Genomic DNA, 26,747 nt, shown 5'->3' with positions numbered 1-26,747 from the left:
ATATAATTACTATTTTTTATAGGTATTCTTTAAGCAACGCAATAAGTGTATTTGCATCTTGCTCTCCGCTTTGGCGCCAAACCATTTCGCCATTTTTGTAGATCATTAATGTAGGTAAGCCTTTTACACGCAATGCCTGCGCAAGCTCTTTATTTTTATCTACATCAATTTTAATAATTTTACCTTTATCACCTAAAGCCGCAGCTACATCCCTTAAAACAGGGTGCATTTGTGATGATTGCTCATTCCATTCCGCATAGAAATCTAGCAATACAGGTACTTGTAAATCTATTAGTTCTCCAAATTTAGACATAAATAAATCTTTGGGTTGTTAATCAAAAGTAAGAAAAATTGTTAAATTATACAGTTTAAGCCATTTTTTTACCACTAATGCAGTCGCAAAACTAAGCCAACTCTTTCTTTTTAAGTGTAATTACCGTAATCTCTGGCCATATACCTACCCTACCCGGATAGCCCAAAAAGCCAAAACCACGATTAACATTTATATACTGCCCCATTTCTTTGTATATACCCGCCCAATAGCGGTATCTCCATTTAATGGGACTCCATTTTATCCAGCCAGGAATTTCAATTCCAAACTGCATTCCGTGCGTATGTCCACTTAACGTTAAGTGATAATGGTAATCATCATTAATAACCTCATGCTCCCAGTGAGAAGGATCATGACTCATCAATATTTTAAAATCATCTTTACCTACATTTGCAGTAGCCTTTTTTAAATCTCCTGCTTTTTTAAATCCACCAACACCCCAGTTTTCTACTCCAACTAAAGCTATTTTATCACTCCCTTTTTGCAGAAATCTACTATCATTTAAAAGTAAATCAAAACCAATCTCTTTCTGTATCTCTTTTAACTTATCTAAATTAGCTTCTTTTAGCTCATCAGAATCCCAGTTAACATAATCACCATAATCATGATTACCCAATACAGAGTACTTACCATCTTTTGCTTCAAGCTTAGAAAAAATATCTTTCCAAGGCTCCATTTCATCTGCTATATTATTCACCATATCACCAGTAAATAATAAAACATCACTCTTTTGCTCATTAATTAAATTAATAGCATATTTTATTTTCTCTTCATCATCAAAACTACCACTATGTACGTCTGATATTTGTGTAATTTGATATCCATTAAAAGCATCTGGCAAATCATCAAAAGCCAATTCATACTTTAAAACTTTAAAATTATATTTCCCTTTAGCCATACCATAAAGCAAAGCTCCAAACGGCAAAGAAGCCAAGCCTAAACCTATTAAACTTAAAAAACGTCTTCGACTAGGCAACACAAACTCTTTAGATGTTCCAAAAAATTTAGTATAAAGCCCTGCTAAAAAACGAATAATATCTTCAGAAAAAAGAAAAATAATAAGCACTAAATTAAATGCCATTACACTTAATAAAAAGCCAAAAGCATAGCTCATAGAAATACTAATAACCCTACCTTCATTACCCACACTAAATTGGTAAATAAAATTGATAACAGCCAAAAGTGACACCCCAATATAAAGGTAATGCAGCCAATTAACTTTAGTTGCTGTTTTTAATGCCTGAAAAGCATAAAACCCCAAAACCGAATAAATTAGGACAAAAATAATCCAACGAAGCATAATCTATTTTTTTTTGCAAAGGTATTTGTTTGTTAAAGAGAAACACCTATTTAAGAGTTATTTAACAAAGCAACCACTTGTTTTATAACCTCTACACTAGATGTTGCAATTTGATTTTCTACCAAAAAAGAATTAGAAATCATAGGTAAAGGCACATCTTCATCTAAGGTTTTACAAAAAATAGTACCTGACATATGCAATGCTTTAAACCCTTCATTTTTAAAATTGATAATATTATCTACTCTTAATCCGCCCCCTGGCATTATCACACAGGTTGATCCTTTTTTGTTTAATTTAGAGAGCAAAGGAATACCCAATAAAGCCGAAGCTTTTTGCCCGGATGACAACACATAATTAACACCCATACTTTGCAATGTTAAAAATGCTTCTTCTGGATTCTTAAGCCAATCAAAAGCTCTATGAAAAGTAAATTGCAAAGTCTTTGCCTCATTAATTAAAATTTGAGTTCTTTCTTCATCTAACAGAAAATTTTTAAGCAAAACACCTGTAACAATACCCGCACAACCCAACTGTACACATAAAGCAATATCTTGTTTCATTACTTCAAATTCAGAATCTGAATATGTAAAATCTCCACTTCTAGGCCTAATCAATACGTGCACAGGTATATTCACCGCATTTAGCACAGCTTTAATAAGACCATATGAAGGCGTTACACCACCAACACCAAGTTCTACACACAACTCTATTCTGGTAGCACCTGCTTTTTCTGCATTTATAGCAGATTCCAATGAATTTGCGCACACTTCTAAAATCATATTCATTATATTTAAAGCCTAAAATTAGTTAACCTACTATTATGAAACGAAGAAAGTTTTTAAAAAATTCATCTTTAAGTACAGCCGGTATCATTTCCGCTCCATTGTTAGCATCTTGTGACCAGAAAAAAACAATTACATCTAATACTGAAGCAGCAACGGTAAAGCCTATTGCTATTTGTACATGGAATTTTAAAAATGCAAATGATAAAGCCTGGGAAGTTTTAGCCAAAGGCGGAAACTCTTTAGATGCTGTTGAGCAAGGTGTAATGGTTGAAGAAGCAGACGCTAACAATAATACAGTAGGTTTAGGCGGCAGACCAGACCGAGACGGCAATGTAACATTAGACGCCTGCATTATGGATAAAGATGGCAATTGCGGCTCTGTAGTTTATTTACAAAATATTGTACACCCGGTATCTGTAGCACGTAAGGTTATGGAAGAAACACCTCATATAATTTTAGCTGGTAAAGGAGCAGAACAATTTGCTTATGAACAAGGATTTAAAAAAGAAAACTTACTTACAGAAAAATCTAAAAAGGATTGGCTGGAATGGAAGAAAACTTCTAAATACGAAACTATAATTAACATAGAAAACCACGACACTATTGGCATGTTAGCTATGGATAAAAATGGCGACATTTCTGGAGCTTGCACCACTAGCGGCATGGCATACAAAGTTGGTGGACGCATTGGAGATTCTCCAATAATAGGCGCTGGCTTATTTGTAGATAATGAGGTTGGTGGCGCAACTGCTACCGGTGTTGGAGAAGAAGTTATTAAAACCGTAGGTAGCTTTTTAATTGTAGAGTTAATGAGACAAGGTAAATCTCCTCAAGAAGCCTGTGAAGAAGGTGTAAAAAGAATAATGGCTAAAAATAAAAACCGTGAAGATTTTCAGATTGGCTTTTTAGCAATGAATAAAAAAGGAGAAACAGGTGGTTATTGCGTACACCCTGGTTTTACATACCGTAAAACAACAAAAGACAGCAATACCAATGAACAAGTAAATTCTTTTTACAAGAAAGATGAAATACAAAACAACAATTAGTAGTTTTGACACTTAATTAAGATTATAAAATGGCAGATCAAAAAAGACTTTTTTTACTAGATGCATATGCACTTATTTTTAGAGGATATTATGCATTTATAAAAAACCCAAGAATAAACTCTAAAGGACTAGACACATCAGCAATATTAGGTTTTACAAACTCTTTATTAGACGTAATAAAAAGAGAAAGACCAGACCATTTAGCTGTATGTTTTGATCGTGGCGGCAGCGTAGACCGCGTAGAAATGTTTGAAGCTTACAAAGCCAACCGCGATGCCACACCAGAAGCCATAAAACTTGCCATTCCCTATATAGAAAATATTTTAAAAGCAATGCACATACCTGTTGTTGTAAAAGAAGGGTATGAGGCAGATGACATTATAGGCACACTTGCCAAAAAAGCAGAAAAAGAAAACTACAAAGTGTTTATGGTTACACCAGATAAAGACTTTGCGCAATTGGTTTCTGAAAATATTTTTATGTACAGACCAATGTTTGGTGGCGGATATGAAACTTGGGGAATACCAGAAGTATTAAAAAAGTTTGAAATTGAAAGACCAGAACAGGTTATAGACTACTTGGGGATGATGGGAGACTCTGTAGACAACATCCCAGGACTACCAGGTGTTGGAGAAAAAACAGCTAAAAAGTTTCTTGCTACCTACGGAAGCATGGAAAACTTACTAGACAATACCCACGAACTAAAAGGAAAAATGAAAGAAAAGATAGAAGCCAATAAAGAATTAGGCTTACTCTCTAAAAAGCTAGCTCGTATTATGCTAGATGTTCCTGTAGATTTTAATGAAAAAGAATATGAATTAGACCAACCAGACCTTCCAAAAGTTACTGAAATTTTTGAAGAATTAGAGTTCAGAAGACTTGCAGATAACCTTATTAAAACATTTGCTACAGAAACTACAACCAACTCCGAAACCAATACTGAAAAATCATCTAAAAAAACAGCAAAAACAAGTACTGCAGGAGCAGGCCAGTTTTCATTGTTTGGCGGTGGCGGTAGTGCTTCTGCAACACAAGTACAACAAGAGCTTTCTAGCAGAAAAACAAGTAAAGACATTCCGCACATATACCAAAGTGTTGCTCCAGGAATGGCTATGAAATTGTTTTTACAGAATTTAATGAAACAAACATCCGTTTGTTTTGACACAGAAACAACAGGGTTAAATCCGCTAACAGCAGAATTAGTAGGAATTGCTTTTTCATGGGAAGCAAGTAAAGGTTTTTACATCCCTTTTCCTGAAGACCAAGACCAAGCCCAGGAACTAATAGAGCAATTACGTCCGTTTTTTGAAGATGAAAAAATTGAAAAAATTGGTCAGAATTTAAAATATGATATAAAAGTTTTACGCAAATACAACCTTATTATTAAAGGAGCATATTTTGACACTATGTTAGCTCACTATCTAATAAATCCTGATATGAGACACAATATGGATGTATTAGCAGAAACATACTTAAACTACACCCCTATTTCTATTACAGAATTAATTGGTAAAAAAGGTAAAAATCAATTATCTATGCGCCAAGTTCCAATAGAAAAACAAACAGAGTATGCAGTTGAAGATGCAGACATTACTTACCAATTAGCTAGTCATTTTAAACCAGAGTTAAAAGATGCTAAAACAGAAGAGTTATTTAACGACATTGAAATTCCACTACTAAGTGTTTTAGCAGATATGGAGTTAGAAGGTATAAACCTAGATGTTGATTTTTTAAACTCACTATCTGAAGAGCTAAATACAGATATTAAAAATCTAGAAACTAGCATTTATGAAGCCGCTGGGGAAGAATTTAATATTGCATCACCAAAACAATTAGGAGAAATACTTTTTGGAAAACTAAAACTTGTAGACAAGCCTAAAAAAACAAAAACAGGTCAGTATTCCACCGCAGAAGATGTACTATCATACCTTGCACAAGACCATGAGATAATTAAAAACATTTTAGAATACAGAGGACTTGCTAAGCTTAAAAGCACATACATTGACGCATTACCAGACCAAGTAGAAGAAAGTACTGGACGCGTACACACAGATTATATGCAAACAGTTGCCGCTACAGGAAGACTAAGTAGTAACAACCCTAATTTACAAAACATACCTATACGCACAGAACGCGGAAGACAAGTACGCAAAGCGTTTGTTCCTAGAGATGAAAACTACACACTACTTGCAGCAGATTACTCACAAATAGAACTACGTATTATTGCAGCTTTAAGTGATGAAACAACAATGATTGAAGCATTTAAAAACGGAGAAGACATTCATGCCTCTACAGCTTCAAAAGTATTTAACGTTCCTTTAGACCAAGTTACAAGAGAGCAACGTAGCAACGCTAAGACAGTAAACTTTGGAATTATTTACGGTGTTTCTGCTTTTGGACTAAGCAACCAGACAGATTTAAGCAGAGGAGAATCTAAAGAGCTTATAGATGCTTATTATGAAACCTACCCAAAACTTAAAAAATACATGAGTGAGTTGGTAGATTTTGCAAGAGACAACGGTTACGTACAAACAGTTTTAGGAAGACGTAGGTATTTAAAAGATATTAACTCTAGAAATGCCGTAGTACGTAGCGCAGCAGAACGTAATGCCGTTAACGCCCCAATACAAGGTAGCGCTGCAGATATTATAAAAATTGCAATGATAAACATTCACAAAAAACTTACTGGAGGCAATTTTAAAACAAAAATGCTTTTACAAGTACATGATGAACTTGTTTTTGATGCTCACAAAACAGAACTAGAAGAAGTAAGAGCACTTATTAAAACAGAAATGGAAAACGCATACTCACTTGCAGTTCCTTTAGATGTAGAAATAGGAACAGGAGACAACTGGCTAGTTGCCCATTAACTAAATACACAATAAAAAAAAAGGACATTAGAAAAACCTAATGTCCTTTTTTTATTTATTAGTAAAATGGTTTTAGTTTTTTGTAAAAACAATATCTAAACCATCATAATTATCTTCATCAATATCTTCACCTGCAATAATTAAGGTACTACCGTTTAAGTCAACCGTAATAACAGTTTCTCCTCCTGTAGGATCTGTAATTGTTAATTGGTCATCATTTAAATCCCAAGTACCAACTAAAGTATCTGTCTCTTCAGGACAATCAACCTCTATACCTGCGCCATTAGATTCAATTACAAAATAATTTAATTTATCCTTACCTACAAATGTATCATCTGCATTAAAAGTATATGTAATTATTTTACAACCTTGATCTATAAGATTCTTTGCTATTTCTTGAGGAAAATTCACCTCTGAAGATTCTTCCCTTGTAACATCAGAAATCACCCAAGTACCTACTAAACTATTTTCAGAAAATAGTTCTTTTTCACTATCTGTAGAGCAAGAAAAATTTAACAAACAGATAGACGCTATTAATAATATGCCTTTTTTTATCATTTTATTTAGTTGATTATTTTTACTTTAAAAAACGCAAAATACTTTATTATAGTATAATAGCACTAATTTTACCTATAATATAAACCTGTATGTTGCCTTTAACAAAATAGTATTATCTTTTTTGCGGTCTAAAATTTGCCTGTTTAAACTCCTTCCAAGTGCATCATCTGGATTGGCGTTACTCGTTAAACCTTGTGACCAAACCAAGAAAATTTCCGAACCAGGAATATATTCCCATCGCAAAACTAAATTAGATCTAAATTGCACAAAAGAAAAGTCTGGATCACCAAACTCATAATCTGCAATTCCATTAGCATCTTCATCTACAATATACATCCCATTTTCTAATGCTATCTGGTTAACTCCATACAGTGTAATTCTATCATCAATACTACTTGCAATAGGATTATTTACATAATTAAAATTAGTGTAAGTACCTCTAGAAATAAAAGGTTGTCCATAATACTGAAGACTTAAATTAGGATTTAAATTATAGTTTAAGCGTATAGAACTACTAAATGTATTTTGATCAATTTCACCTAAAATATACCTTGTTATATTATTAACTGTACGCTGGGTTACATATTGAGTTTTACTTTTCTCTGTAGAAAACTCATTATCCATAGACAAACTAAACGCATCTACTGGTTGATAGGTGAACCTAAACACATATCTATTGTAACTAAATGTATCCTCTGCACCTCTGTTACCAACATAACCTACAGTAGAGTAAAACTTTTTTCTGTTATCTGACCCTGCAAATAACGCCAAACCACCTTCTTTTGCATAACGCCAACGTGGTCCACCACGCAAATTAGCGTTACTATAAAAAACAGGGTTATATGTTGCCTCTACTTCTGTCCACCAATTATTTTTATAACTTATATTACCATTAAACTGGTATGACATAATATTATAGTTTCCATCAAAGTCAAAAGTAGAATATTGCCCCAACTGCAAACGTATATTTCGGTAAAAATCTGTAGGCTTTAAAAATAAACGCTGAACTTCTGCAAACTGAGTAATTTTATCTGCCTGACGCAAAAAACCTATATCATTTAATTCTAACTCTGGAGAATACCAAAGTACACCACCCTCATAACGCCAATTACCACCACCAGCCTTACCAAATTCTAACTTACCACCAGAACCAGACAAAGATGTCCTAGAGGTATCTAACCTAACGTGACCGGCATCTACCCTGTTAAACAAATGCGTAATAGATTTTTGAGTATTAGTTATAGCCTCTTTAGAACCACGAACAGAACTTGCAACAAAGTTACCCTCTACATAATACTCTCTATTTTTCCAGTTATGCTTAAAATCTACACCGGCAGAAACAGCAGATTTACGTAAAAAGTCTAAATCATCTTCTAATCGTCTATTTGTTGATGTAAAAATTGCACCAACATAAGAGTTCCTATTATTAAAATCTTTTTGAGCTCTTGCAACTAAATAATTAGTAAGCGGCTCTACAAGTTCATCTCTTTTTTCTCCGTTAGCATCTATTTCTGCATACATTTTACCAGTAACACTCTCTAAAAGCCCTAAAGACCAACCACTTTTAGTTTTACCAGAGAATTTTGCTGCTCCAAGAATTGTTGTGTTTTTAGGCACATCTGCATACTCACCATCCTCCAAGGAAGGTCTTCCGTGAGGGTTTCGCCCAATACGTCTACTGTAAAATAAATTATCTTGACCACTACCAAATTCATAGTCAAAAATGTTTTTATTTTCTATAAAAAATGGACGTTGCTCCCTAAAAAATATCTGAAAACCATCTAATGCTATTGCTCCTGGGTCTGCTTCTACTTGACCAAAGTCTGGATTAACTGTTAAATCTAAAGTTAAATCGTTTGTTATACCAATTTTAGCATCTAAACCACCATTAAACTTATAATCAGACCCATCTCTATAAGGATTGCCAACTTCTTTTGGATAACTATCATATTGATTGACCACAAAAGGTTGAATTTCTAATTGTTTTTGAGGCTTAATATTTAACAACCCACGTAACTCACCAAACTCACTAACATAACCAGAAGACTCTAAAGGAATACGTTGCCAAATGGAGCGCTCCTCGGCTCTAAAAATTCTACGTTTAACTTGTAATCCCCAAACCTGCTCTTTAGCATCGCCAAATTTAAGCTGACTAAAAGGTATTTTAAGTTCTGCCGTCCAACCTTCATCATCTAATTTAGAGCTACCATACCAAATAGGATTCCAGCTACTGTCCCAACTACTACCGTTTTCAGATATAAACTCATCACCCTTAACACCTGCTACTGTAAATGTAAAAGAGAAAGCTGTTCTTTTATCATTATAACTATCAATATTAATTTCTACCCAATCTCCTTGAAAACCATCTCGCCTAGACAAACGTTTTTCAATTTTATCTAAATCAGCGTCATAACATTTAAAAGCAACATATAAAAACTTATCATCATACACTATTTTAAACTTGGTAGGTTGGGTTGGACTAGTATTTTCATCTGGCCTCCACTCTACAAAATCTCCTTGCCACTCTACATTATTCCAAGCAGCATCTGTTAAATAACCATCTATAACAGGAGATTTTTTATTTTCTACACTATTTGTAGTGTACACCCTCTTAGGAACTTGTATATTTGCACTTTCTTGAGAAAAAAGCGCTGTAGTTAAAAATACTAAAGCACTTGTTAGACTAAACTTTAACATTGGTTATTCTGGTTATTTTTTAATATAAGGCGTAAAAATAGCACTCCTATTATATAATTGTAGCTAAAAAAGACAAAATTTTGTTAAAATCGAAAAAAATAAAGCTTGGAAAATCAAGAAAACAATAGCATTTGAAAAAAACAATAAAAATAAACGGAAATAAGCATTTGTATTTCAAGTAAATAATTGTACATTTGCACCCCGTTTATCGGGATTAAGTAAATAATAAAAATATATTAGTGTGGATACATTAAGCTACAAGACAATTTCAGCCAATAAAGCAACCGTTTCTAAGGAGTGGTTATTGGTTGATGCTGAAGGAGAAACGTTGGGTCGTCTTGCTTCTAAGGTTGCAAAAATCTTAAGAGGAAAGAACAAACCTAATTTTACACCACATGTGGACTGTGGGGATAACGTAATTGTTATCAATGCAGAGAAAGTTACTCTTAGCGGTAACAAATGGCAAACTAAGACTTATATAAGACACACAGGTTACCCTGGTGGACAAAGGTCTCAGACAGCTATTGAAATGTTGGAGAAGAACCCAGCACGTGTAGTGGAAAAATCAATAAAAGGAATGCTACCTAAGAACAGATTAGGAGCAGAACTTTTTCGTAATTTAAAAGTTTACGTAGGTCCTGAGCACAACCAAGAGGCACAAAAACCAAAAGCAATAAACTTAAAGGATTTATAATGGAGGTAATTCATAAAATAGGCAGACGTAAAACTGCTGTTGCACGTGTATATGTTTCTGAAGGAAAAGGTAACATTACAATCAACAAAAAAGATTTAAATGAATATTTCCCTACTGCTACTTTACAGTACAAAGTAAAACAACCATTTGCTTTAACCAGCAATGATGAAAACTTTGACGTAAAAGTAAATGTTTACGGAGGAGGTATTACTGGACAAGCAGAAGCTATTAGACTAGCTCTTTCTAGAGCAATGTGCGAAGTAGATGCTGAAAACAGATTGATATTAAAGCCAGAAGGTCTTTTAACTAGAGATCCAAGAATGGTAGAGCGTAAGAAATTCGGTCAGAAGAAAGCCCGTAAGAAATTTCAATTCTCTAAGCGTTAAGAATATATTCCGGAACATTGTTCCGGTTTTTTTACATCAGATTTTTTCTGATTTTATACCGTTGGTAATGCCAACAAAAACAAGTTCATTGAGAAGCCTTTAGAAAAAATTCTAAAGCATAAATTAAAACAAGTTGTCGTTGTTTTCTGCTACCATACAGGAAACACTAGTTTAGCATCTAAATGTTAGAGACTGCATACGCACTACTTTAGCATTGCTAAGTAAAACGGAACGTAAACTATTACAAAAAAATGGCAAACAAAATTGAAGTAAAAGACTTATTAGAAGCAGGTGTACACTTTGGTCACCTTACAAGAAAGTGGAACCCGAATATGGCACCATATATTTATATGGAGCGTAACGGAATACACGTTATTAACTTATACAAAACAGCTGCAAAAATTGAAGAAGCTAATGAAGCTTTAAAAAAGATAGCAGCATCTGGTAGAAAAATACTTTTTGTAGCTACCAAAAAACAAGCAAAAGACATTGTTGCAGACAAAGCAGGAAAAGCAAATATGCCTTACATCACTGAAAGATGGCCAGGTGGTATGTTAACTAACTTTGTTACTATTCGTAAAGCTGTTAAAAAAATGGCTTCTATTGATAGAATGAAAAAAGATGGTACTTTTTTAACTTTATCTAAAAAAGAACGTTTACAAGTAGATCGTTTAAGAGCTAAATTAGAGAAAAACTTAGGTTCTATCTCTGATATGACTCGTTTACCAGGAGCTTTATTTATTGTAGATACAATGAGAGAGCACATTGCAGTTAAGGAAGCTTTAAAATTAAACATTCCTATTTTTGCAATGGTAGATACAAACTCTGACCCTAGACCAATAGACTACATTATACCATCTAACGATGATGCTTCTAAATCTATTGAAGCTGTATTATCTCACGTTTCTGAAGCTATAATAGAAGGTTTAGCTGATCGTAAATCTGACAAACAAGCTGAAAAAGAAGGAAAAGATTCTACTCCTAAAGCAAAAGCAGCTCCTAAAGCAGAAGCTAAAACTGCTACAGATGATTTAACTAAAGTTGAAGGAATTGGACCTAAAATTGCTGAGATTTTCCAAAACGAAGGAATTAAAACTTACGCAGACTTAGCTGCTAAATCTGTTGAAGATTTAAGCGCTATATTAACTGCTGCTGGTTCTAGTTTTGCATCTAAAAACCCTGGTTCTTGGCCAAAGCAAGCTAAAATGGCTGCTGATGGTAAATGGGATGAGTTAAAAGTATGGCAAGACAATACTAAAGGTGGTATAGAATAATCTATTCACAACCTTTTATATAAATAAAACAAAATATTAATTTAACATCGTTCTAAAAAATTAATCTTTATTTAGAGCAATATTAAAACTTAAAATAAAATGGCAAAAATTACAGCTGCAGAAGTAAATAAACTAAGAAAAGCTACTGGCGCAGGAATGATGGACTGCAAAAAAGCTTTAGTTGAAGCTGAAGGTGATTTTGACAAAGCAATTGACGTATTACGTAAAAAAGGTCAGAAAGTAGCAGAAAAAAGAGCTGATCGTGACTCTAGCGAAGGTGCTGCAGTTGCTAAAGTAAATGCAGATGCTAACAAAGGTGTTGCAATAGTATTAGGTTGTGAAACTGATTTTGTTGGTAAAAACGAAAACTTTTTAGCACTTGCTAACCAATTAGGAGAATTAGCACTTAACTACAACTCTAAAGATGAGTTTTTAGCTGCTGATTTTGACGGTATGACAGTTGCAGACAAATTAGTTGAGCAAACTGGTGTTATTGGTGAAAAATTAGAAATTAACGCTTTTGAGACTGTAGAGGCTCCTTACGTTGGTTCTTATGTACACATTAACAAAATTGCTGCTGTAGTTGGTTTTACTGCTAAAGTAGATAACATTGAAACTTTAGCTAAAGACGTTGCAATGCAAATTGCATCTATGGGAGCTACAACATTATCTTACAAAGATTTTGACCCAGCTTACATAGCATCTGAAACTGAAGCAAGAATTGCTGTTATTGAAAAAGACAATATTGAGTTAGAGCGTTTAGGGAAAACTCTTAAAAACGTACCTCAGTACATTTCTATGGCACAATTAACTCCAGAAGTTATGGCTGCTGCAGAAGAAAGTGCAAAAGAACAACTTAAAGCAGAAGGTAAACCAGAGCAAATTTGGGACAAAATTTTACCAGGTAAAATGGAAAGATTTGTATCTGACAACACTACTCTTGATCAAGAGCAATGTTTATTAGACCAAAACTTTATTAAAGATGAAAAAATTAACGTAGCATCTTACGTTTCTTCTTACGGCGATGTAGCTGTAGCATCTTTTAAAAGAGTTGCTCTTGGATAACAAAAGACAAAACTTTTAAAGTTATAATTAAAGCCGTTTCCTTTTTTTAGGAAACGGCTTTTTTATTTTATTACAACAACTATAACGCAACAAAATAATAGAATAAAATATGAGACATACTTTACCGTTCATTTTTTTCATTATTTTTGCTAACCATAAACATCACCAAAAATGCAATACAAAAGAATACTTTTAAAATTAAGCGGAGAAGCCTTAATGGGCTCTAGACAATACGGCATAGACCCTGTAAGACTTGCAGAATATGCTACTGAGATAAAACAAGTAATAGACAAAGGTATTCAGGTAGCAATAGTAATTGGTGGAGGAAATATTTTTAGAGGTGTTGCCGGAGCAAGTAACGGTATGGACCGCGTACAAGGAGACCATATGGGAATGCTGGCTACCGTAATAAACGGGCTTGCCTTGCAAAGCGCATTAGAAGACGCAGGCGTACAAACAAGACTACAAACTGCAATTAAAATAAACGAAGTAGCAGAACCATTTATTAGAAGAAAAGCTATGAGACACCTTGAAAAAGGAAGAGTAGTTATTTTTGGTGGTGGAACAGGTAATCCATATTTTACAACAGATTCCGCAGCTGTATTACGCGCTATTGAAATTGAAGCAGACGTAATATTAAAAGGAACAAGAGTAGACGGCATTTACACATCTGACCCAGAAAAAGATGCCAATGCAACTAAGTTTGATAAAATATCTTTTCAAGATGTACTTAATAAAGGCTTAAAAGTAATGGATACCACCGCGTTTACATTAAGTCAAGAAAATGAATTACCTATTGTGGTTTTTGATATGAACACAAAAGGAAATTTATTAAAACTACTATCAGGAGAAAATATAGGAACAGAAGTAAATTTATAAGTGGTACAGTTTATGCTGAACCAAGATTAAATAGTAACACAATGAACGAAGAAATTAATTTTATATTAGACAGTACTAAAGAGAGTATGAATGGCACAATAGACCATTTAGAAAAAGCATTTATTAAAATTAGAGCAGGTAAAGCTAGTCCAGTTATGCTATCTAGTGTTATGGTAGACTACTACGGATCTGCAACTCCACTTTCTCAAGTAGCTAATGTAAACACTCCTGATGCCAGAACAATATCTGTTCAGCCATGGGAAAAAAATATGCTTCAAGAAATAGAAAAAGCCATCATGAACTCTAATCTTGGCTTTAACCCAATGAACAATGGTGATTTTGTTATTATAAACGTACCACCATTAACAGAAGAAAGAAGAAGAGATTTAGCAAAACAAGCTAAAGGAGAAGCAGATGATGCTAAAATTGGAATTAGAAACGCAAGACAAGAAGCAAATAAAGAAATTAGAGCTTTAGATGATGCATCTGAAGACTTAAAAAAGAATGCAGAAGCAGATGTACAAGATTTAACTAACTTGTATACAAAAAAAATTGACGCTTTACTAGTTACCAAAGAAGCAGAAATAATGAAAGTTTAATTTTTTTTAAAATGAAAATAAATTACAGAGAAGATTTAAGCAAAATTGAGATTATTGATAATATTAAAAGTCAAAAAATCAACGGTAAAATCTTCTCTGTACTTATTATTTTAAGCTCTGGTTTAAATATTATTAACAATAAGAGCAACTTACTCTTCTACCTCTCCATAGTCCTATTAATTGCATCAATAAGTTATGCAATTTATATGCTTACTCAAAAATCATATAGATCTACCTACAACCTAAATGAAATAAGTAGTCTTAAAGCAGTTAAAATATTAAACATAACGTATTACCGATTTCAGCTTATCAATAAAATACATAGAGACTTAGAGGTTTCTGAACAGCATACTTCCTTAGCAGCACTTATAGATTTCTGCAAACAACACAAAATCAAAATAGGAGATTAAGTTTTATTTAGGTTTAACACGTATTTAAACCGCATTTTTTGGGAACACTAACAATCATTCTTTACCTTTGCGCACCTTAATTACATATAATGGTTGCAAAGATTACGCAAGGTTTTTGGGCAAAAACTGCTAGGATAATTCTAAGAAACAGAATTCTCATTATACTACTTATAATAGCTTTTACCGTTTTTCTAGGTTTTCAATGGAAAAACATGAAGTTTTCTAACTCAGAAGCTAACTTATTACCAGATCACCATCCGGTTAATATTAAATACCAATCATTTTTAAAGCTATTTGGAGAAGAAGGTAATGTAATTGCAATAGCCGCAAAAGACAACTCTCTTTACACTCCAGAAAAATTTAATAGATGGAACAAACTTAGCAAACAACTAGATGCGTTTCCAGAGGTAGATTTTGTATTATCTACAGACAACCTTAAAGAACTGGTAAAAACAGAAGACGGACAAAAATTTTTACTTCAAAACTTTATAAAGTCTAAACCAAGAACCACAAAAGAAATAGATAGTTTAAAACAGCATTTATTTAATAATATGCCGTTTTACGAAAATCTATTATACAATAAAGAAACAGGTACAATTAGAACTTTAGTTTACCTAGATAAGGACATCGTAAACACATCTGTACGTAAAGATTTTATTTTAAAAGATTTTAAACATCTTACAGAAAAGTTTGAAAAGGAAACTGAGATGAATTTGCATATATCTGGAATGCCATATATACGCACAATGAACTCTAAAAATATTATAGATGAAATAAACAAGTTTATACTTGCAGCCCTTGGCGTAACTTCATTAATTTTCTTTTTCTTTTTTAGAAGCTTTAGAGCCACATTTATATCTATGTGCGTTGTAATTATTGGTGTAATGTGGGCTTTTGGCATATTAGGCTTATTACAATATGAAATTACGGTACTAACCGCCTTAATACCTCCACTTATTATTGTAATAGGTATTCCAAACTGTATTTTTTTAATAAACAAATACCAACAAGAAGTTAAAAAGCACGGTAACAAAGCACTTTCCTTACAACGTGTAATATCTAAAATTGGTAATGCAACGTTAATGACAAATATTACCACTGCATCTGGCTTTGCAACTTTTATAATTACAGACAGTCAATTACTTAAAGAGTTTGGTATTGTAGCATCTATAAACATCATTGGTATTTTTATACTATCACTTTTAATAATACCAATAGTTTACAGCTTTTTACCAATGCCTAAAGACAAGCATTTAAAACACTTAAACACAAAGTGGATTGACACTTTTGTTAGCTGGATGGAAAACATTGTTAGAAACAAAAGAATTAGCGTCTACATTGTTTCTATCTTACTATTAACAGTTAGCATTATTGGCATTTACCAAATAAATATTTCTGGAAGTGCTATTGAAGATATGCCAAAAAAAGCAGAGTTTTTTAAGGACATTCGCTTTTTTGAAAAAGAATTTAAAGGCATAATGCCTGTTGAAGTTGTTATAGATACTAAAAGAAAAAATGGTGTTTTAAAACCTGCTACATTAAAAAGAATGGATAGGTTTGGAGAAGTAATTGAAGATATTCCAGAACTGTCTCACCCAATATCAGTAGTTAACCTTGTAAAATACTCTAAACAGGCCTTTTACAACGGAATTCCTAAGTATTACCAATTACCAACCACACAAGAAAATAATTTTATTATGGATGTGGCCCGTAACTCTAAAAGTAACGGAAACTTACTAGAGAGTTTTGTAGATTCTACTGGACAAACTGCTCGTATTACAACTTTTATGAGAGATGTAGATACTGAGCGTATGCAAGATATAGAAGGACGTTTACAAGAAAATTTAGACAAGATATTTCCAAAAGAAAGATACAACACCTTTTTAACTGGTAAGGCTTTATTATTTTTAAAAGGAACTAAATACCTTGTAAACAATTTGGTTTTATCATTAGCACTAGCTATTGGCCTAATAGCTCTATTTATGGCTTACTTGTTTAGGTCTTTTAGAATGATTGTAATATCATTAATACCTAACTTACTACCATTAATAATTACAGCAGGCGTTATGGGCTTTGTTGGTGTACCAATAAAACCTTCTACTATTTTAGTATTTAGTATTGCCTTTGGAATTTCTGTAGACGATACCATTCATTTTTTAGCAAAGTACAGACAAGAGCTTGTAGTGAATAAATGGGCAATTAAAAAATCTGTATATGCCGCACTAAGGGAAACAGGAGTTAGTATGTTTTACACTTCAATTGTTTTATTCTTTGGCTTTTCAGTTTTTATAATTTCTAACTTTGGAGGTACTGTAGCATTAGGAGCATTAGTATCTGCAACGTTATTATTTGCAATGTTAGCTAATTTAATACTACTACCTTCATTACTACTTTCTTTAGAACGCAGTATAGCAAACAAAGAAGTGCTTAAAAAACCACAAATAGATATTTTACCTAAAGAAGAGGTTAAAATCAAGAAAAAAAATCAAATCAATAATCAAAACTAATTTGAGTATTTTAAAGACGATTTAAAAAAAGTTATCTTTATCACTTAAAATAAGAAGCATATTTTATAATGAACACAAACAGCATTAAGGATTTATTGTCCGGAAAACATCTTTTACAAGAAGTAACCGTAAGTGGTTGGGTAAAAACATTTAGAAGCAACAGATTTATTGCTTTAAATGATGGTTCTACCATACAAAACATTCAATGTGTTGTAGATTTTGAAAAATTAGACGAAAGTTTACTAAAGCAAGTATCTACAGGTGCAGCAATAAAAGTAAAAGGAACCCTAGTAGAAAGCCAAGGGAAAGGACAATCTGTAGAAATACAAGTAGCTTCTTTAGAAATACACGGAGGCGCAGACCCAGAAACTTACCCTATACAACCTAAAAAACACACATTAGAGTTTTTAAGAGAAAAAGCACACTTACGCGTAAGAACCAACACTTTTTCTGCTGTAATGCGTATGCGCTCAGCTTTATCTTTTGCTGTGCACCAGTATTTTCAACAAAATGGTTTTTATCACGTACACACACCTATTATTACGGGTTCTGATGCAGAAGGAGCTGGTGAAATATTTAAAGTATCTACCTTAGACTCTAAAAAGCCGCCTTTAAAAGAAGACGGATCTGTAGACTATAGTGAAGATTTTTTTGGCAAAGAAACAAACCTAACTGTATCTGGCCAATTAGAAGCAGAAACCTACGCAATGGGCCTAGGTAAAGTATATACATTTGGACCTACGTTTAGAGCAGAAAACTCTAACACATCTAGACACTTAGCAGAGTTTTGGATGATTGAACCAGAAATGGCTTTTTATGATTTAGATGCTAATATGGATTTAGCTGAGGATTTTATTAAAAGTGTTTTATCTTACGTATTAGAAAACTGTAAAGATGATTTAGAGTTTTTAGAAAAACGTTTGTTAGACGAAGAAAAAACTAAGCCTGCTGCAGAACGTAGTGAAATGCCATTAATTGAAAAATTAAAGTTTATAACAGACAACAACTTCAAAAGAGTTAGTTACACTGAAGCTATAGAGATTTTAAGAAACTGCAAACCAAACAAAAAGAAGAAGTTTAAATACATTATTAATGAATGGGGAGCAGATTTACAAAGTGAACACGAACGTTTTCTTGTAGAAAAGCACTTTAAATGTCCAGTTATATTGTTTGATTATCCTGCAAAAATAAAAGCATTTTATATGCGTTTAAATGAAGACGGAAAAACAGTAAGAGCAATGGATATACTTTTCCCAGGAATTGGAGAAATAGTTGGCGGCTCACAAAGAGAAGAACGATTAGATGTGCTTTTAGAGAAAATGAAAGCATTAGATATAGATGAAAAAGAACTATGGTGGTACACAGACTTACGTAAATACGGAAGCGCAGTACACAGTGGTTTTGGATTAGGATTTGAGCGTTTGGTGCTTTTTGCTACAGGAATGGGTAATATTAGAGACGTAATACCTTTCCCTAGAACACCACAAAATGCAGAGTTTTAAAATACATAACAATATATAAAAAGTCATAAAAAGAATTAACATTAATGCTTAAACAACACCTACAATTTAAGTTATCACAAAAGTTGTCTCCACAACAGATACAACTTATGAAGTTAATTCAACTTCCTACACAAGCTTTTGAACAACGACTAAAGCAAGAGTTAGAAGAAAATCCTGCATTAGAAAGCGGTAAAGAAGAAGCCGAAACTATTGAGGATGAGTATGACGATTTGTACGATAATGACACTGAAAAAATTGAAGCTGAAGATATCAATATTGATGAATATCTTTCTGACGACGAAATTCCAGATTACCGTACGCAAGCAAATAACTATAGTGCAGATGATGATGAAAAGAGTATTCCTTATGCAGCCGGGACCTCTTTTCATCAACATTTAATGACACAATTAAATACCGTTTATTTAGATGATAAAGACTGGGCAATTGCCGAGTTTTTAATTGGTAGTGTTGATGAAAGCGGTTATATACGCAGACCAATTACAGACATTATGGATGATTTAGCTTTTACACAAAATGTATTTGCAGAAGAAGCAGACATAATTAAAGTACTAAATTTAGTACAAGAGTTAGATCCTCCTGGTGTGGCTGCAAGATCTTTAGAAGAATGCTTAATTATACAGCTTTCTAGAAAAGAACAGACACCTGCTATAGAACTAGCAATTCAAATACTAGAAAAGTCTTTTGATCAGTTTACTAAAAAGCACTACAAAAAACTTCTGCAAAAACACAACATTACAGAAGATGAACTAAAAGAAGCCATTTCTGAAATTGAAAAATTAAATCCAAAGCCAGGTGGCTCATATGCTGGTAATACTAGAATAATAGAACATATTGTACCTGATTTTTCAATTAAAATTGCAGACGGAGAGCTAGAGCTCACTCTAAACGGAAGAAATGCTCCTGAATTGCACGTATCCAGACAGTATAATAATATGCTAGAAGGCTACAAAAATTCTAAAACAAAATCTAAATCACAGAAAGACACAGTTTTTTTTATAAAACAAAAGCTAGATGCTGCCAAGTGGTTTATAGACGCTATTAAACAAAGACAACAAACGCTTTATGTAACAATGAGCGCTATTATGAACTACCAAAAAGAATATTTTTTAACTGGAGATGAGCGAAAGCTTAGACCAATGATTTTAAAAGATATTGCAGACACTATTGGTATGGATGTTTCTACTGTATCTAGAGTAGCAAATAGCAAATATGTAGACACACCTTATGGTACTAAATTGATTAAGGAATATTTTTCTGAATCTATGAAGAATGAGCAAGGTGAAGATGTATCTACTAAAGAAATTAAAAAAATACTAGAAAACGTTATTAGTGAAGAAGAAAAGAGAAAACCTTTAACTGATGACAAGCTAGCTGCTATTTTAAAAGAAAAAGGGTACCCAATAGCAAGGCGTACTGTTGCAAAGTACAGAGAACAATTAAATATACCTGTAGCAAGGTTAAGAAAGCAGATTTAATGAAAGGGTTTCACAAAATTATATCCTCTATATTTCACCCTTTATTTATACCCATAATTGGCTGCATTTGCTATTTTAAAATTACGCCACAATATTACACTCAAAATCACTTTTTTGGCAACACATTGCCTATTTTAATACTAACTGTTATTGTTCCTATAGTATGTTATATTATACTTAGGAGCGTAGGACTAATAACATCATATAGCCTACCCACCATAAAAGAAAGAAAATATCCACTATACATAAGTTTAGCTTTACTTTTGTTAGTGGTTTACAAAGTAATACCAAACAATTATAGTTCAGAACTGTTTTTTTACTTTTTAGGCTTAGTTGCTGCTATCTTTTGCTCTTTACTATTGCTTTTAATACGTTTTAAGAGCAGTTTACACGCAACAGGAATGGGAAGTCTACTTATGTTTTTAATTAGCCTTAGCGTCCATTTTGAGATAAATATTATTTACGCTATTGCCATCACCGTTTTTTGTACTGGCTTAGTGTCTACTTCTAAATTGTATTTAAAAACCAACACTACCTTAGAAATTATAGTAGGTTTTTTAATTGGAATTAGCTCTCAGCTACTAACAATTAAATATTGGCTATAAAATATAGAAATTAAATCCTACTCGTATTGGCTTCATAAGTAGTTGTTCATCGTCTACAAAAGCATCATCTAGCAAACTATTTAAGCCATAATACACATGAATGTTCCAGGTATTATAACCTATATTAAATTGTAGACCATATCTAAAGTTTACAATATCAGTATTACTAAAAACCTCTTTAAAATCATCAGAAACAAACTTAGACTTAGAAGAAAAAACATACCCCAATTTAGCACCTCCATAAATTCTAAGAAACTTATATTTAGTAGGTGTAGATTTTCGCCATCTAAACTCTATAGGGAACTCTACCATATGCGTAACTATTTTGCTACGTTCATAATCTAAATCTTCATCTGCAAAAGTGTAACTTATACCCTCACTGTCTTTGGTTGCAATTAAATTTGAATAGTAGTTATTTACTGCGTAACCAAAACCAACACCAAAACCAACATTCCTTTTTTTATTAATTGGTAAATCTTTTATAAAACCAAGTTGTAAACCATAGGGCAAATTACGCTGCGTAAAGCTAGAAGGCTTATTACCATAAGTATTATAAGTAAGTCCTATATAAAACTGATCTTCCAAATAAAGACTATCTACGGTTGTATTTTGAGCAGATAAAGAAAAACATATAAGTCCAAATAAAATACATAAACGAAACATATAGTACGTATAAAAGTTACTGTATAAAAAAAACGCTTCAAATAGTTTTACCTATTTGAAGCGCATATAATAGTTTAACTATCTAAATTATTGTAAATTTTTAAAAGCATCACCTTCATAAGTGGTGTAGTTTACTTTTAACGCATTTACTTTTCTTAACTCTTCTTTAATATCCATAACAATACCCATATTGGCATTCTTATCAATTTTTAAAGCTGTTGTTATAGAACTTTGAACCTCTTGAGGCTTCTTAGCTATTTCTTCTAAAACGTAATCTCCTACTTCAGAAACGTTAGCAAACTTATCGTTTAACTGTATTTTTGGCTCTTTACCAAAAGCGCTCTGATATTTTTCTGTAGGCTGACCAACAAAAATATAAACTACTCTGTCTTTCTTTTCTAGCTTTTTAATTTCAGTTGCGTTTGGTAACTCATTTGCTACCAAAGGTTCGCTATCTTTCATTACTGTAACTGTCATAAAGAAAAACAAAAGCATAAATACAATATCCGGAAGAGAAGCCGTAGAAACTGGAGGCAATTCTCCGTCTTTTTTCTTTTTAAATTTTGACATATTCCTTTGTATTAAATGTTATTAGTTTGTTGTAGTTTCAGCTTCAGATAATTTTTGAGGATAAAGATCTTGAATTTTCTTAATCTTAACCTTTAATTGCTCCTTAACATCATCTGGAGTTTCTTGGTTAGAGTATGCCGCTTCCATTTCTGTAAAAGACATATTATAACCTAACTTTTTAGCTGCTCTATTACGTAAAAAATTATACGCTGCCACTAACTCATTCTGTACTGTTATATAAACAGAATACTTAGTTTCACGATCATTTTTTAAAGATATAACCGCTTTTATTGGGTTATCAGAAGACTCAGGACTTCTTGCACCTTCACAATAGCTACAGTACTCAGGATCTCCTTTTACTGCTCCACCATTATCTAAAAATGCAATTGCAGCCTCTTTTAAATCTTTAAGATCCATTAGATCTTCTTCTACTAGCAATTGACCATCTTTACCTATTTGTACAGTAAAAATATTTTTTTGCTTAAGTATAACTTGCTCATCAGTAGGCGGCTCTTTAGGAGGCAACATACGATCTAAACCTGCATCCGTTTCTATAGTAGTAGTTACTAAGAAAAAGATAAGGAGTAAGAAAGCAATGTCTGCCATAGAACCGGCATTTACTTCTGGTGCTCCACCTCTTCTTGCCATAATTATTATTTTTTATTTACCAATTAGTTTTTTTACACTTGGTACAACCATAAGAACAACAGCTACTGCTACTAAAATTAAGAAGGTATAAATACCTGTTCCTATGTTCTTTACTGTACTAGTTGTAGTATCATTATCCGTTAAAAACTGAGGATCTAAATCTTCTCCGTTTGATAAAAAGTAAGAAATAATTACTACAAGTGCAAATCCACCTAAAGCAAATAAAGCTTTTTTAAGGTTTTCTGGTGTAGAAAACAAGTTTTTTAGTGTATAAACCAATGCTACTACAACTGCTACACCTAATAAAAGGTAAGTAATCATAAACATTACGTTCATTGCACTACTGTTTGCTGCCTCTGCTGCTACCTCAGGAATTGTAAAATCCCCTGATGGTAAAAAATACCATAGCACAGCCGATATAACGCCTATTACAATTAAGGCTATTTTTATTATTTTTTGCATAATGCTTTTGTATTAAGGTCCGACTTATTTTTTGTGATCTACCAACATATCAATCAATGAGATTGACGAATCTTCCATATCATTTACAATACTATCAATTTTAGCAATGATGTAGTTGTAAAAAATTTGAAGAATAATGGCAGTAACAAGACCAAATACAGTTGTTAATAATGCAACCTGAATATCACCTGCAATTAAAGATGCACTTAAGTTACCAACTGCTGCAATCTTTTGGAAGGCCTGAATCATACCAATTACTGTACCCATGAAACCAAGCATAGGAGCAATAGCGATAAATAAAGACAACCAAGAAACGTTTTTCTCTAACTGACCCATTTGTACACCTCCGTAGGCAACAACCGCTTTTTCAGCAGATTCAATACTCTCACCAGCTCTATCTAATCCTTGGTAGAAAATAGACGCTACAGGTCCTTTTGTATTTCTACATACTTCTTTAGCTGCTTCTACACCACCAGATGCTAATGCGTCTTCAACTCTTTGTTTTAGTTTAGTAGTGTTTGTGCTTGCCATGTTTAAATAAATAATTCTTTCAATTGCCACTGCAAGACCAAGAATTAAACATAAAAGTACAATACCCATAAAAGCAGGTCCACCAGTAATAAATTGTTCTTTTAATACTTGAACAAAACCTTTTGGCGCTTCTTTCTCCGCTGCATCTTGTAATAATGTAGCTGCATTTACTGTATTTGTACTAAAAACAAACAACCCAGCTACAGCTAGGATAGATGATAATCTTTTCATTTTCGAAACTTAATTTAGTTAGTTAATAGGGTTAAAGATAAAAAAAAAATGTTATAATAAAATTAAACGCAAACTTATCTGCAGAGAGGAAGGGATTCGAACCCTCGATACACTTGTGATGTATACACACTTTCCAGGCGTGCGCCTTCGACCACTCGGCCACCTCTCTCTTCATAAGTTTAACGGCGTCCAAATAACAAAAAAAATATTAGTTAAAGAAATATAATATGTTATTTTTATTGCAATTCTCCTCGCAACGGAGTTTCAAAAAGTGTTTTAAATAGCTTTGGAGACACTCCTGTTCCTAACAAATACATTAACTTAGTTACAGCCGCCTCTGTTGTAATATCCTTACCATTAATTATTTGCAAGCTTTGTAATTCCTCACTGGTTTCATACTGACCAAGTAAAACACTACCTCCAGAGCACTGCGTAACATTAACAATGTACAATCCGTTTTTTATTGCTTTTTTTATTTCGTTTAGCAACCATTTCTCTGTTGGAGCATTACCTGCACCATAAGTCTCCAAAACCAACCCCTTTAAATCTGGAATATTTAACACACTTTTTAGTACATTTTTATTTAAACCAGGAAATAATTTTAAAACAGCAACATTATCATCTAGGTTTTTATGCACCTTTAATGCTTTTGTATGCTTCTTTTTTCTTAAATATTCCTTATTTACTTTTAAATGCACACCAGATTCCGCTAATTCTGGATAATTTAATGATGCAAAAGCCTCAAAATGTTCTGCATTAATTTTTGTTGTTCTATTACCTCTATACAATTTGTATTCAAAATACAAACATACCTCTTGTATTATTGCTTTATCATTCTCCCTTAATGCAGCTACTTGTATAGATGTAATTAAATTCTCTTTTGCGTCTGTACGCAAATCTCCAATTGGCAATTGAGAACCAGTTAAAATTACAGGCTTACTTAAATGCTCTAACATATAACTTAAAGCAGATGCCGTATAACTCATTGTATCACTACCGTGCAAAACCACAAAACCATCAAAATCTGCATAATTGTCTTCAATAATAGTAGCAATTTTAACCCAATGCGTAGGGTTCATATTAGAGGAATCTATTGGCTCATCAAAAGAAACGCTATCCACAGAACAATCCAACTGCTTTAGTTCTGGTATACTTTTCATTAAATTATTAAAATTAAAAGCTTTTAAAGCTCCTGTTTTATAATCCTTAACCATACCAATTGTACCACCAGTATATACCAATAATATTTTTGTAGCATTTGCCATATCACTTACTTGTTTTTAAACACCAAAAACGTCTAAAGAGTTTTTAGTAGTTATGTCTGCTATTTCTTTTATATCCTTATTATATATGTCTGCTAATTTTTCAGCTACGTTAATAAGGTATGCACTTTCATTTCTTTTACCTCTAAAAGGTGTTGGCGCCAAATAAGGAGCATCTGTTTCTAAAACAATATGTTTAAGATCAATTTCATTTAAAAACTTATCTATTTTTCCATTCTTAAAAGTAACTACCCCTCCAATACCTAATTTCATATTATATGATATTGCAAGTTTTGCCTGCTCCAAAGTACCTGTAAAACAATGAAAAATCCCTCTTAAATCATCACCTTTTTCTTCTTCTAAAATTTCAAAAACTTCATCAAAAGCATCTCTGCAATGTATAACTATTGGTAATTTGTATTTTTTTGCCAATTGTATTTGATGCTTAAAAGCTTGCTGTTGTTCTTTTAAAAAGGTTTTATCCCAAAATAAATCTATTCCTATCTCTCCCACAGCATAAAATTTACGCTGCTCTAGCATTTCTTCAATATGCACCAACTCTACATGATAATTATCTTTTACATGTGTTGGATGCAAACCCATCATCAAAAAAACATTATCTGGGTAAGCCTCCTCTAAACTCAACATAGAACTTGTGTAAGTTGAGTCTATAGCAGGAATAAAAAATCGTTCTACCCCTTTATCAATTGCATTTTGTATTGCAACAGCCCTGTCTTCATCAAAGGCCTCACTATATAAATGTGTATGTGTATCTGTAAATATCATACTGCAAAAATAGAATTATCTTATATATTTTGATGTTTTTAAATTGATATAGTTTGATTTTATCTTTTCTGATAAAGATTGATATATATTTGCACTAAAATTGAATATATGTCTAGCTTAAAAAAATTCTTACTTCAAAAAGATTACACCAAAATTAAACTTACATTAACTCCTACTAATCATTTTGAAATTAAAGCTAAGATTAACAATGTAGCCGGAAAATTTATTTTAGACACAGGAGCCTCTAACACCTGTATAGGTATAGATAAAATTGAAAACTTTAAGCTTACCTCTGAAGATTCAGAAATAAAAGCTGCTGGTGCTGGCGCTACAGAAATGGAAACATTAATTTCTTCTAACAACACCATAAAAATTGGAGATTGGAAATACAAAAAATTAAAAATTGTTTTGTTTGATCTTGTACACGTTAACCAAGCTCTTATTAACCATAATGCATTACCAGTAGATGGTATTATTGGAGCAGACATATTAAAAAAGACAAAAGCCATTATAGACTACAACAAAAAATGTGTTTATTTTAAGCTGTAAATAACAGATATCTTATTTATTAGTATTGTACCGATTTTTTA

25 protein-coding genes and 1 tRNA gene are annotated in these 26,747 nt (G+C 32.7%); 13 read left to right on the top strand and 13 right to left on the bottom strand.

Translation table 11 applies throughout. The features are described 5' to 3' along the window. Positions 1-16: 16 nt before the first annotated feature. The 3 genes from CELLY_RS09275 to CELLY_RS09265 form a co-directional block, all read right to left on the bottom strand. On the bottom strand, positions 17-313 hold the full coding sequence (locus tag CELLY_RS09275) for a thioredoxin family protein (protein WP_013621416.1): 297 nt from the start codon (positions 311-313) through the stop codon (positions 17-19). A gap of 91 nt (positions 314-404) precedes the next feature. Continuing rightward, positions 405-1,631 (bottom strand): metallophosphoesterase, encoded by a 1,227-nt coding sequence (locus CELLY_RS09270; protein ID WP_013621415.1) that lies wholly within the window; start codon positions 1,629-1,631, stop codon positions 405-407. 50 nt (positions 1,632-1,681) lie between these two features. Beyond that, entirely contained in the window at positions 1,682-2,410 is a 729-nt protein-coding gene (locus tag CELLY_RS09265) for a copper homeostasis protein CutC (RefSeq protein ID WP_013621414.1), read from the bottom strand. 41 nt (positions 2,411-2,451) lie between these two features. On the opposite strand from CELLY_RS09265, the gene CELLY_RS09260 reads away from it, so the two are divergent. Both CELLY_RS09260 and polA read left to right on the top strand, forming a co-directional pair. Continuing rightward, positions 2,452-3,462, top strand: a complete 1,011-nt coding sequence (locus CELLY_RS09260) for an isoaspartyl peptidase/L-asparaginase family protein (protein ID WP_013621413.1) — start codon at positions 2,452-2,454, stop codon at positions 3,460-3,462. A gap of 29 nt (positions 3,463-3,491) precedes the next feature. After that, entirely contained in the window at positions 3,492-6,332 is a 2,841-nt protein-coding gene (polA, locus tag CELLY_RS09255) for a DNA polymerase I (protein ID WP_013621412.1), read from the top strand. A 72-nt stretch (positions 6,333-6,404) separates the two neighbouring features. Here the strand turns inward: polA and CELLY_RS09250 are convergent, their stop codons facing one another. Together CELLY_RS09250 and CELLY_RS09245 are read right to left on the bottom strand one after the other, a co-directional pair. Then, positions 6,405-6,890: a lipocalin family protein gene (locus tag CELLY_RS09250; RefSeq protein WP_013621411.1), complete on the bottom strand. Its 486-nt coding sequence runs from the start codon at positions 6,888-6,890 to the stop codon at positions 6,405-6,407. A 72-nt stretch (positions 6,891-6,962) separates the two neighbouring features. Continuing rightward, positions 6,963-9,587, bottom strand: coding sequence for a DUF5916 domain-containing protein (locus CELLY_RS09245; RefSeq protein WP_013621410.1), 2,625 nt, complete (start codon positions 9,585-9,587; stop codon positions 6,963-6,965). A 241-nt stretch (positions 9,588-9,828) separates the two neighbouring features. Here CELLY_RS09245 and rplM point away from each other — a divergent pair, with 241 nt between their 5' ends. The 10 genes from rplM to rpoN all read left to right on the top strand — a co-directional run bounded on the left by rplM (position 9,829) and on the right by rpoN (position 20,399). Beyond that, on the top strand, positions 9,829-10,281 hold the full coding sequence (rplM, locus tag CELLY_RS09240; RefSeq protein WP_013621409.1) for a 50S ribosomal protein L13: 453 nt from the start codon (positions 9,829-9,831) through the stop codon (positions 10,279-10,281). Continuing rightward, positions 10,281-10,667, top strand: coding sequence for a 30S ribosomal protein S9 (rpsI, locus tag CELLY_RS09235; RefSeq protein ID WP_013621408.1), 387 nt, complete (start codon positions 10,281-10,283; stop codon positions 10,665-10,667). Before rplM ends, rpsI begins: the two co-directional genes overlap by 1 nt. Positions 10,668-10,918: 251 nt before the next feature. Then, a complete protein-coding gene (gene rpsB, locus CELLY_RS09230; RefSeq protein ID WP_013621407.1) occupies positions 10,919-11,941 on the top strand; it encodes a 30S ribosomal protein S2 in 1,023 nt (340 codons plus the stop codon). A 99-nt stretch (positions 11,942-12,040) separates the two neighbouring features. Continuing rightward, complete coding sequence (gene tsf / locus CELLY_RS09225) at positions 12,041-13,006, top strand: translation elongation factor Ts (RefSeq protein WP_013621406.1); 966 nt, start codon at positions 12,041-12,043, stop codon at positions 13,004-13,006. A gap of 171 nt (positions 13,007-13,177) precedes the next feature. After that, positions 13,178-13,885, top strand: coding sequence for a UMP kinase (gene pyrH, locus CELLY_RS09220; RefSeq protein ID WP_013621405.1), 708 nt, complete (start codon positions 13,178-13,180; stop codon positions 13,883-13,885). 41 nt (positions 13,886-13,926) lie between these two features. Further along, positions 13,927-14,484: a ribosome recycling factor gene (gene frr, locus CELLY_RS09215; RefSeq protein ID WP_013621404.1), complete on the top strand. Its 558-nt coding sequence runs from the start codon at positions 13,927-13,929 to the stop codon at positions 14,482-14,484. Positions 14,485-14,690: 206 nt separating this feature from the next. Next, positions 14,691-14,894, top strand: coding sequence for a hypothetical protein (locus CELLY_RS16985; protein ID WP_148228897.1), 204 nt, complete (start codon positions 14,691-14,693; stop codon positions 14,892-14,894). A gap of 89 nt (positions 14,895-14,983) precedes the next feature. Beyond that, positions 14,984-17,401, top strand: a complete 2,418-nt coding sequence (locus tag CELLY_RS09205; protein ID WP_013621402.1) for an efflux RND transporter permease subunit — start codon at positions 14,984-14,986, stop codon at positions 17,399-17,401. Between the two features lie 68 nt (positions 17,402-17,469). Further along, entirely contained in the window at positions 17,470-18,903 is a 1,434-nt protein-coding gene (gene asnS, locus CELLY_RS09200) for an asparagine--tRNA ligase (protein WP_013621401.1), read from the top strand. 44 nt (positions 18,904-18,947) lie between these two features. Next, the gene (rpoN, locus tag CELLY_RS09195) at positions 18,948-20,399 is read left to right on the top strand and encodes an RNA polymerase factor sigma-54 (RefSeq protein WP_013621400.1); all 1,452 of its coding nucleotides are present in this window, start codon (positions 18,948-18,950) and stop codon (positions 20,397-20,399) included. A gap of 599 nt (positions 20,400-20,998) precedes the next feature. Here the strand turns inward: rpoN and CELLY_RS09185 are convergent. From CELLY_RS09185 to CELLY_RS09150, 8 genes are all read right to left on the bottom strand, one after another. Further along, entirely contained in the window at positions 20,999-21,667 is a 669-nt protein-coding gene (locus CELLY_RS09185) for a porin family protein (protein WP_013621398.1), read from the bottom strand. An 87-nt stretch (positions 21,668-21,754) separates the two neighbouring features. Beyond that, positions 21,755-22,237, bottom strand: coding sequence for an ExbD/TolR family protein (locus CELLY_RS09180; RefSeq protein ID WP_013621397.1), 483 nt, complete (start codon positions 22,235-22,237; stop codon positions 21,755-21,757). A 21-nt stretch (positions 22,238-22,258) separates the two neighbouring features. Then, complete coding sequence (locus CELLY_RS09175) at positions 22,259-22,885, bottom strand: ExbD/TolR family protein (protein ID WP_013621396.1); 627 nt, start codon at positions 22,883-22,885, stop codon at positions 22,259-22,261. A 12-nt stretch (positions 22,886-22,897) separates the two neighbouring features. Continuing rightward, positions 22,898-23,347 (bottom strand): flagellar basal body-associated FliL family protein, encoded by a 450-nt coding sequence (locus tag CELLY_RS09170; RefSeq protein WP_013621395.1) that lies wholly within the window; start codon positions 23,345-23,347, stop codon positions 22,898-22,900. A 24-nt stretch (positions 23,348-23,371) separates the two neighbouring features. Then, positions 23,372-24,109, bottom strand: a complete 738-nt coding sequence (locus CELLY_RS09165) for a MotA/TolQ/ExbB proton channel family protein (protein WP_013621394.1) — start codon at positions 24,107-24,109, stop codon at positions 23,372-23,374. 81 nt (positions 24,110-24,190) lie between these two features. Further along, positions 24,191-24,278, bottom strand: a tRNA-Ser gene (locus CELLY_RS09160). Positions 24,279-24,345: 67 nt separating this feature from the next. Next, positions 24,346-25,374 (bottom strand): asparaginase, encoded by a 1,029-nt coding sequence (locus CELLY_RS09155; RefSeq protein ID WP_013621393.1) that lies wholly within the window; start codon positions 25,372-25,374, stop codon positions 24,346-24,348. Between the two features lie 15 nt (positions 25,375-25,389). Next, the gene (locus CELLY_RS09150; protein WP_013621392.1) at positions 25,390-26,157 is read right to left on the bottom strand and encodes a TatD family hydrolase; all 768 of its coding nucleotides are present in this window, start codon (positions 26,155-26,157) and stop codon (positions 25,390-25,392) included. 108 nt (positions 26,158-26,265) lie between these two features. Between CELLY_RS09150 and CELLY_RS09145 the strand changes: the two genes are divergently transcribed. Continuing rightward, on the top strand, positions 26,266-26,706 hold the full coding sequence (locus CELLY_RS09145) for a retropepsin-like aspartic protease (protein WP_013621391.1): 441 nt from the start codon (positions 26,266-26,268) through the stop codon (positions 26,704-26,706). Positions 26,707-26,747: the final 41 nt, after the last annotated feature.

Origin of the sequence: Cellulophaga lytica DSM 7489 (assembly GCF_000190595.1) — a bacterium.
Classification (GTDB): domain Bacteria; phylum Bacteroidota; class Bacteroidia; order Flavobacteriales; family Flavobacteriaceae; genus Cellulophaga; species Cellulophaga lytica.
The sequence above is the reverse complement of the archived record's forward strand: the minus strand, read 5'-3'. Positions and strand labels throughout refer to the sequence as shown.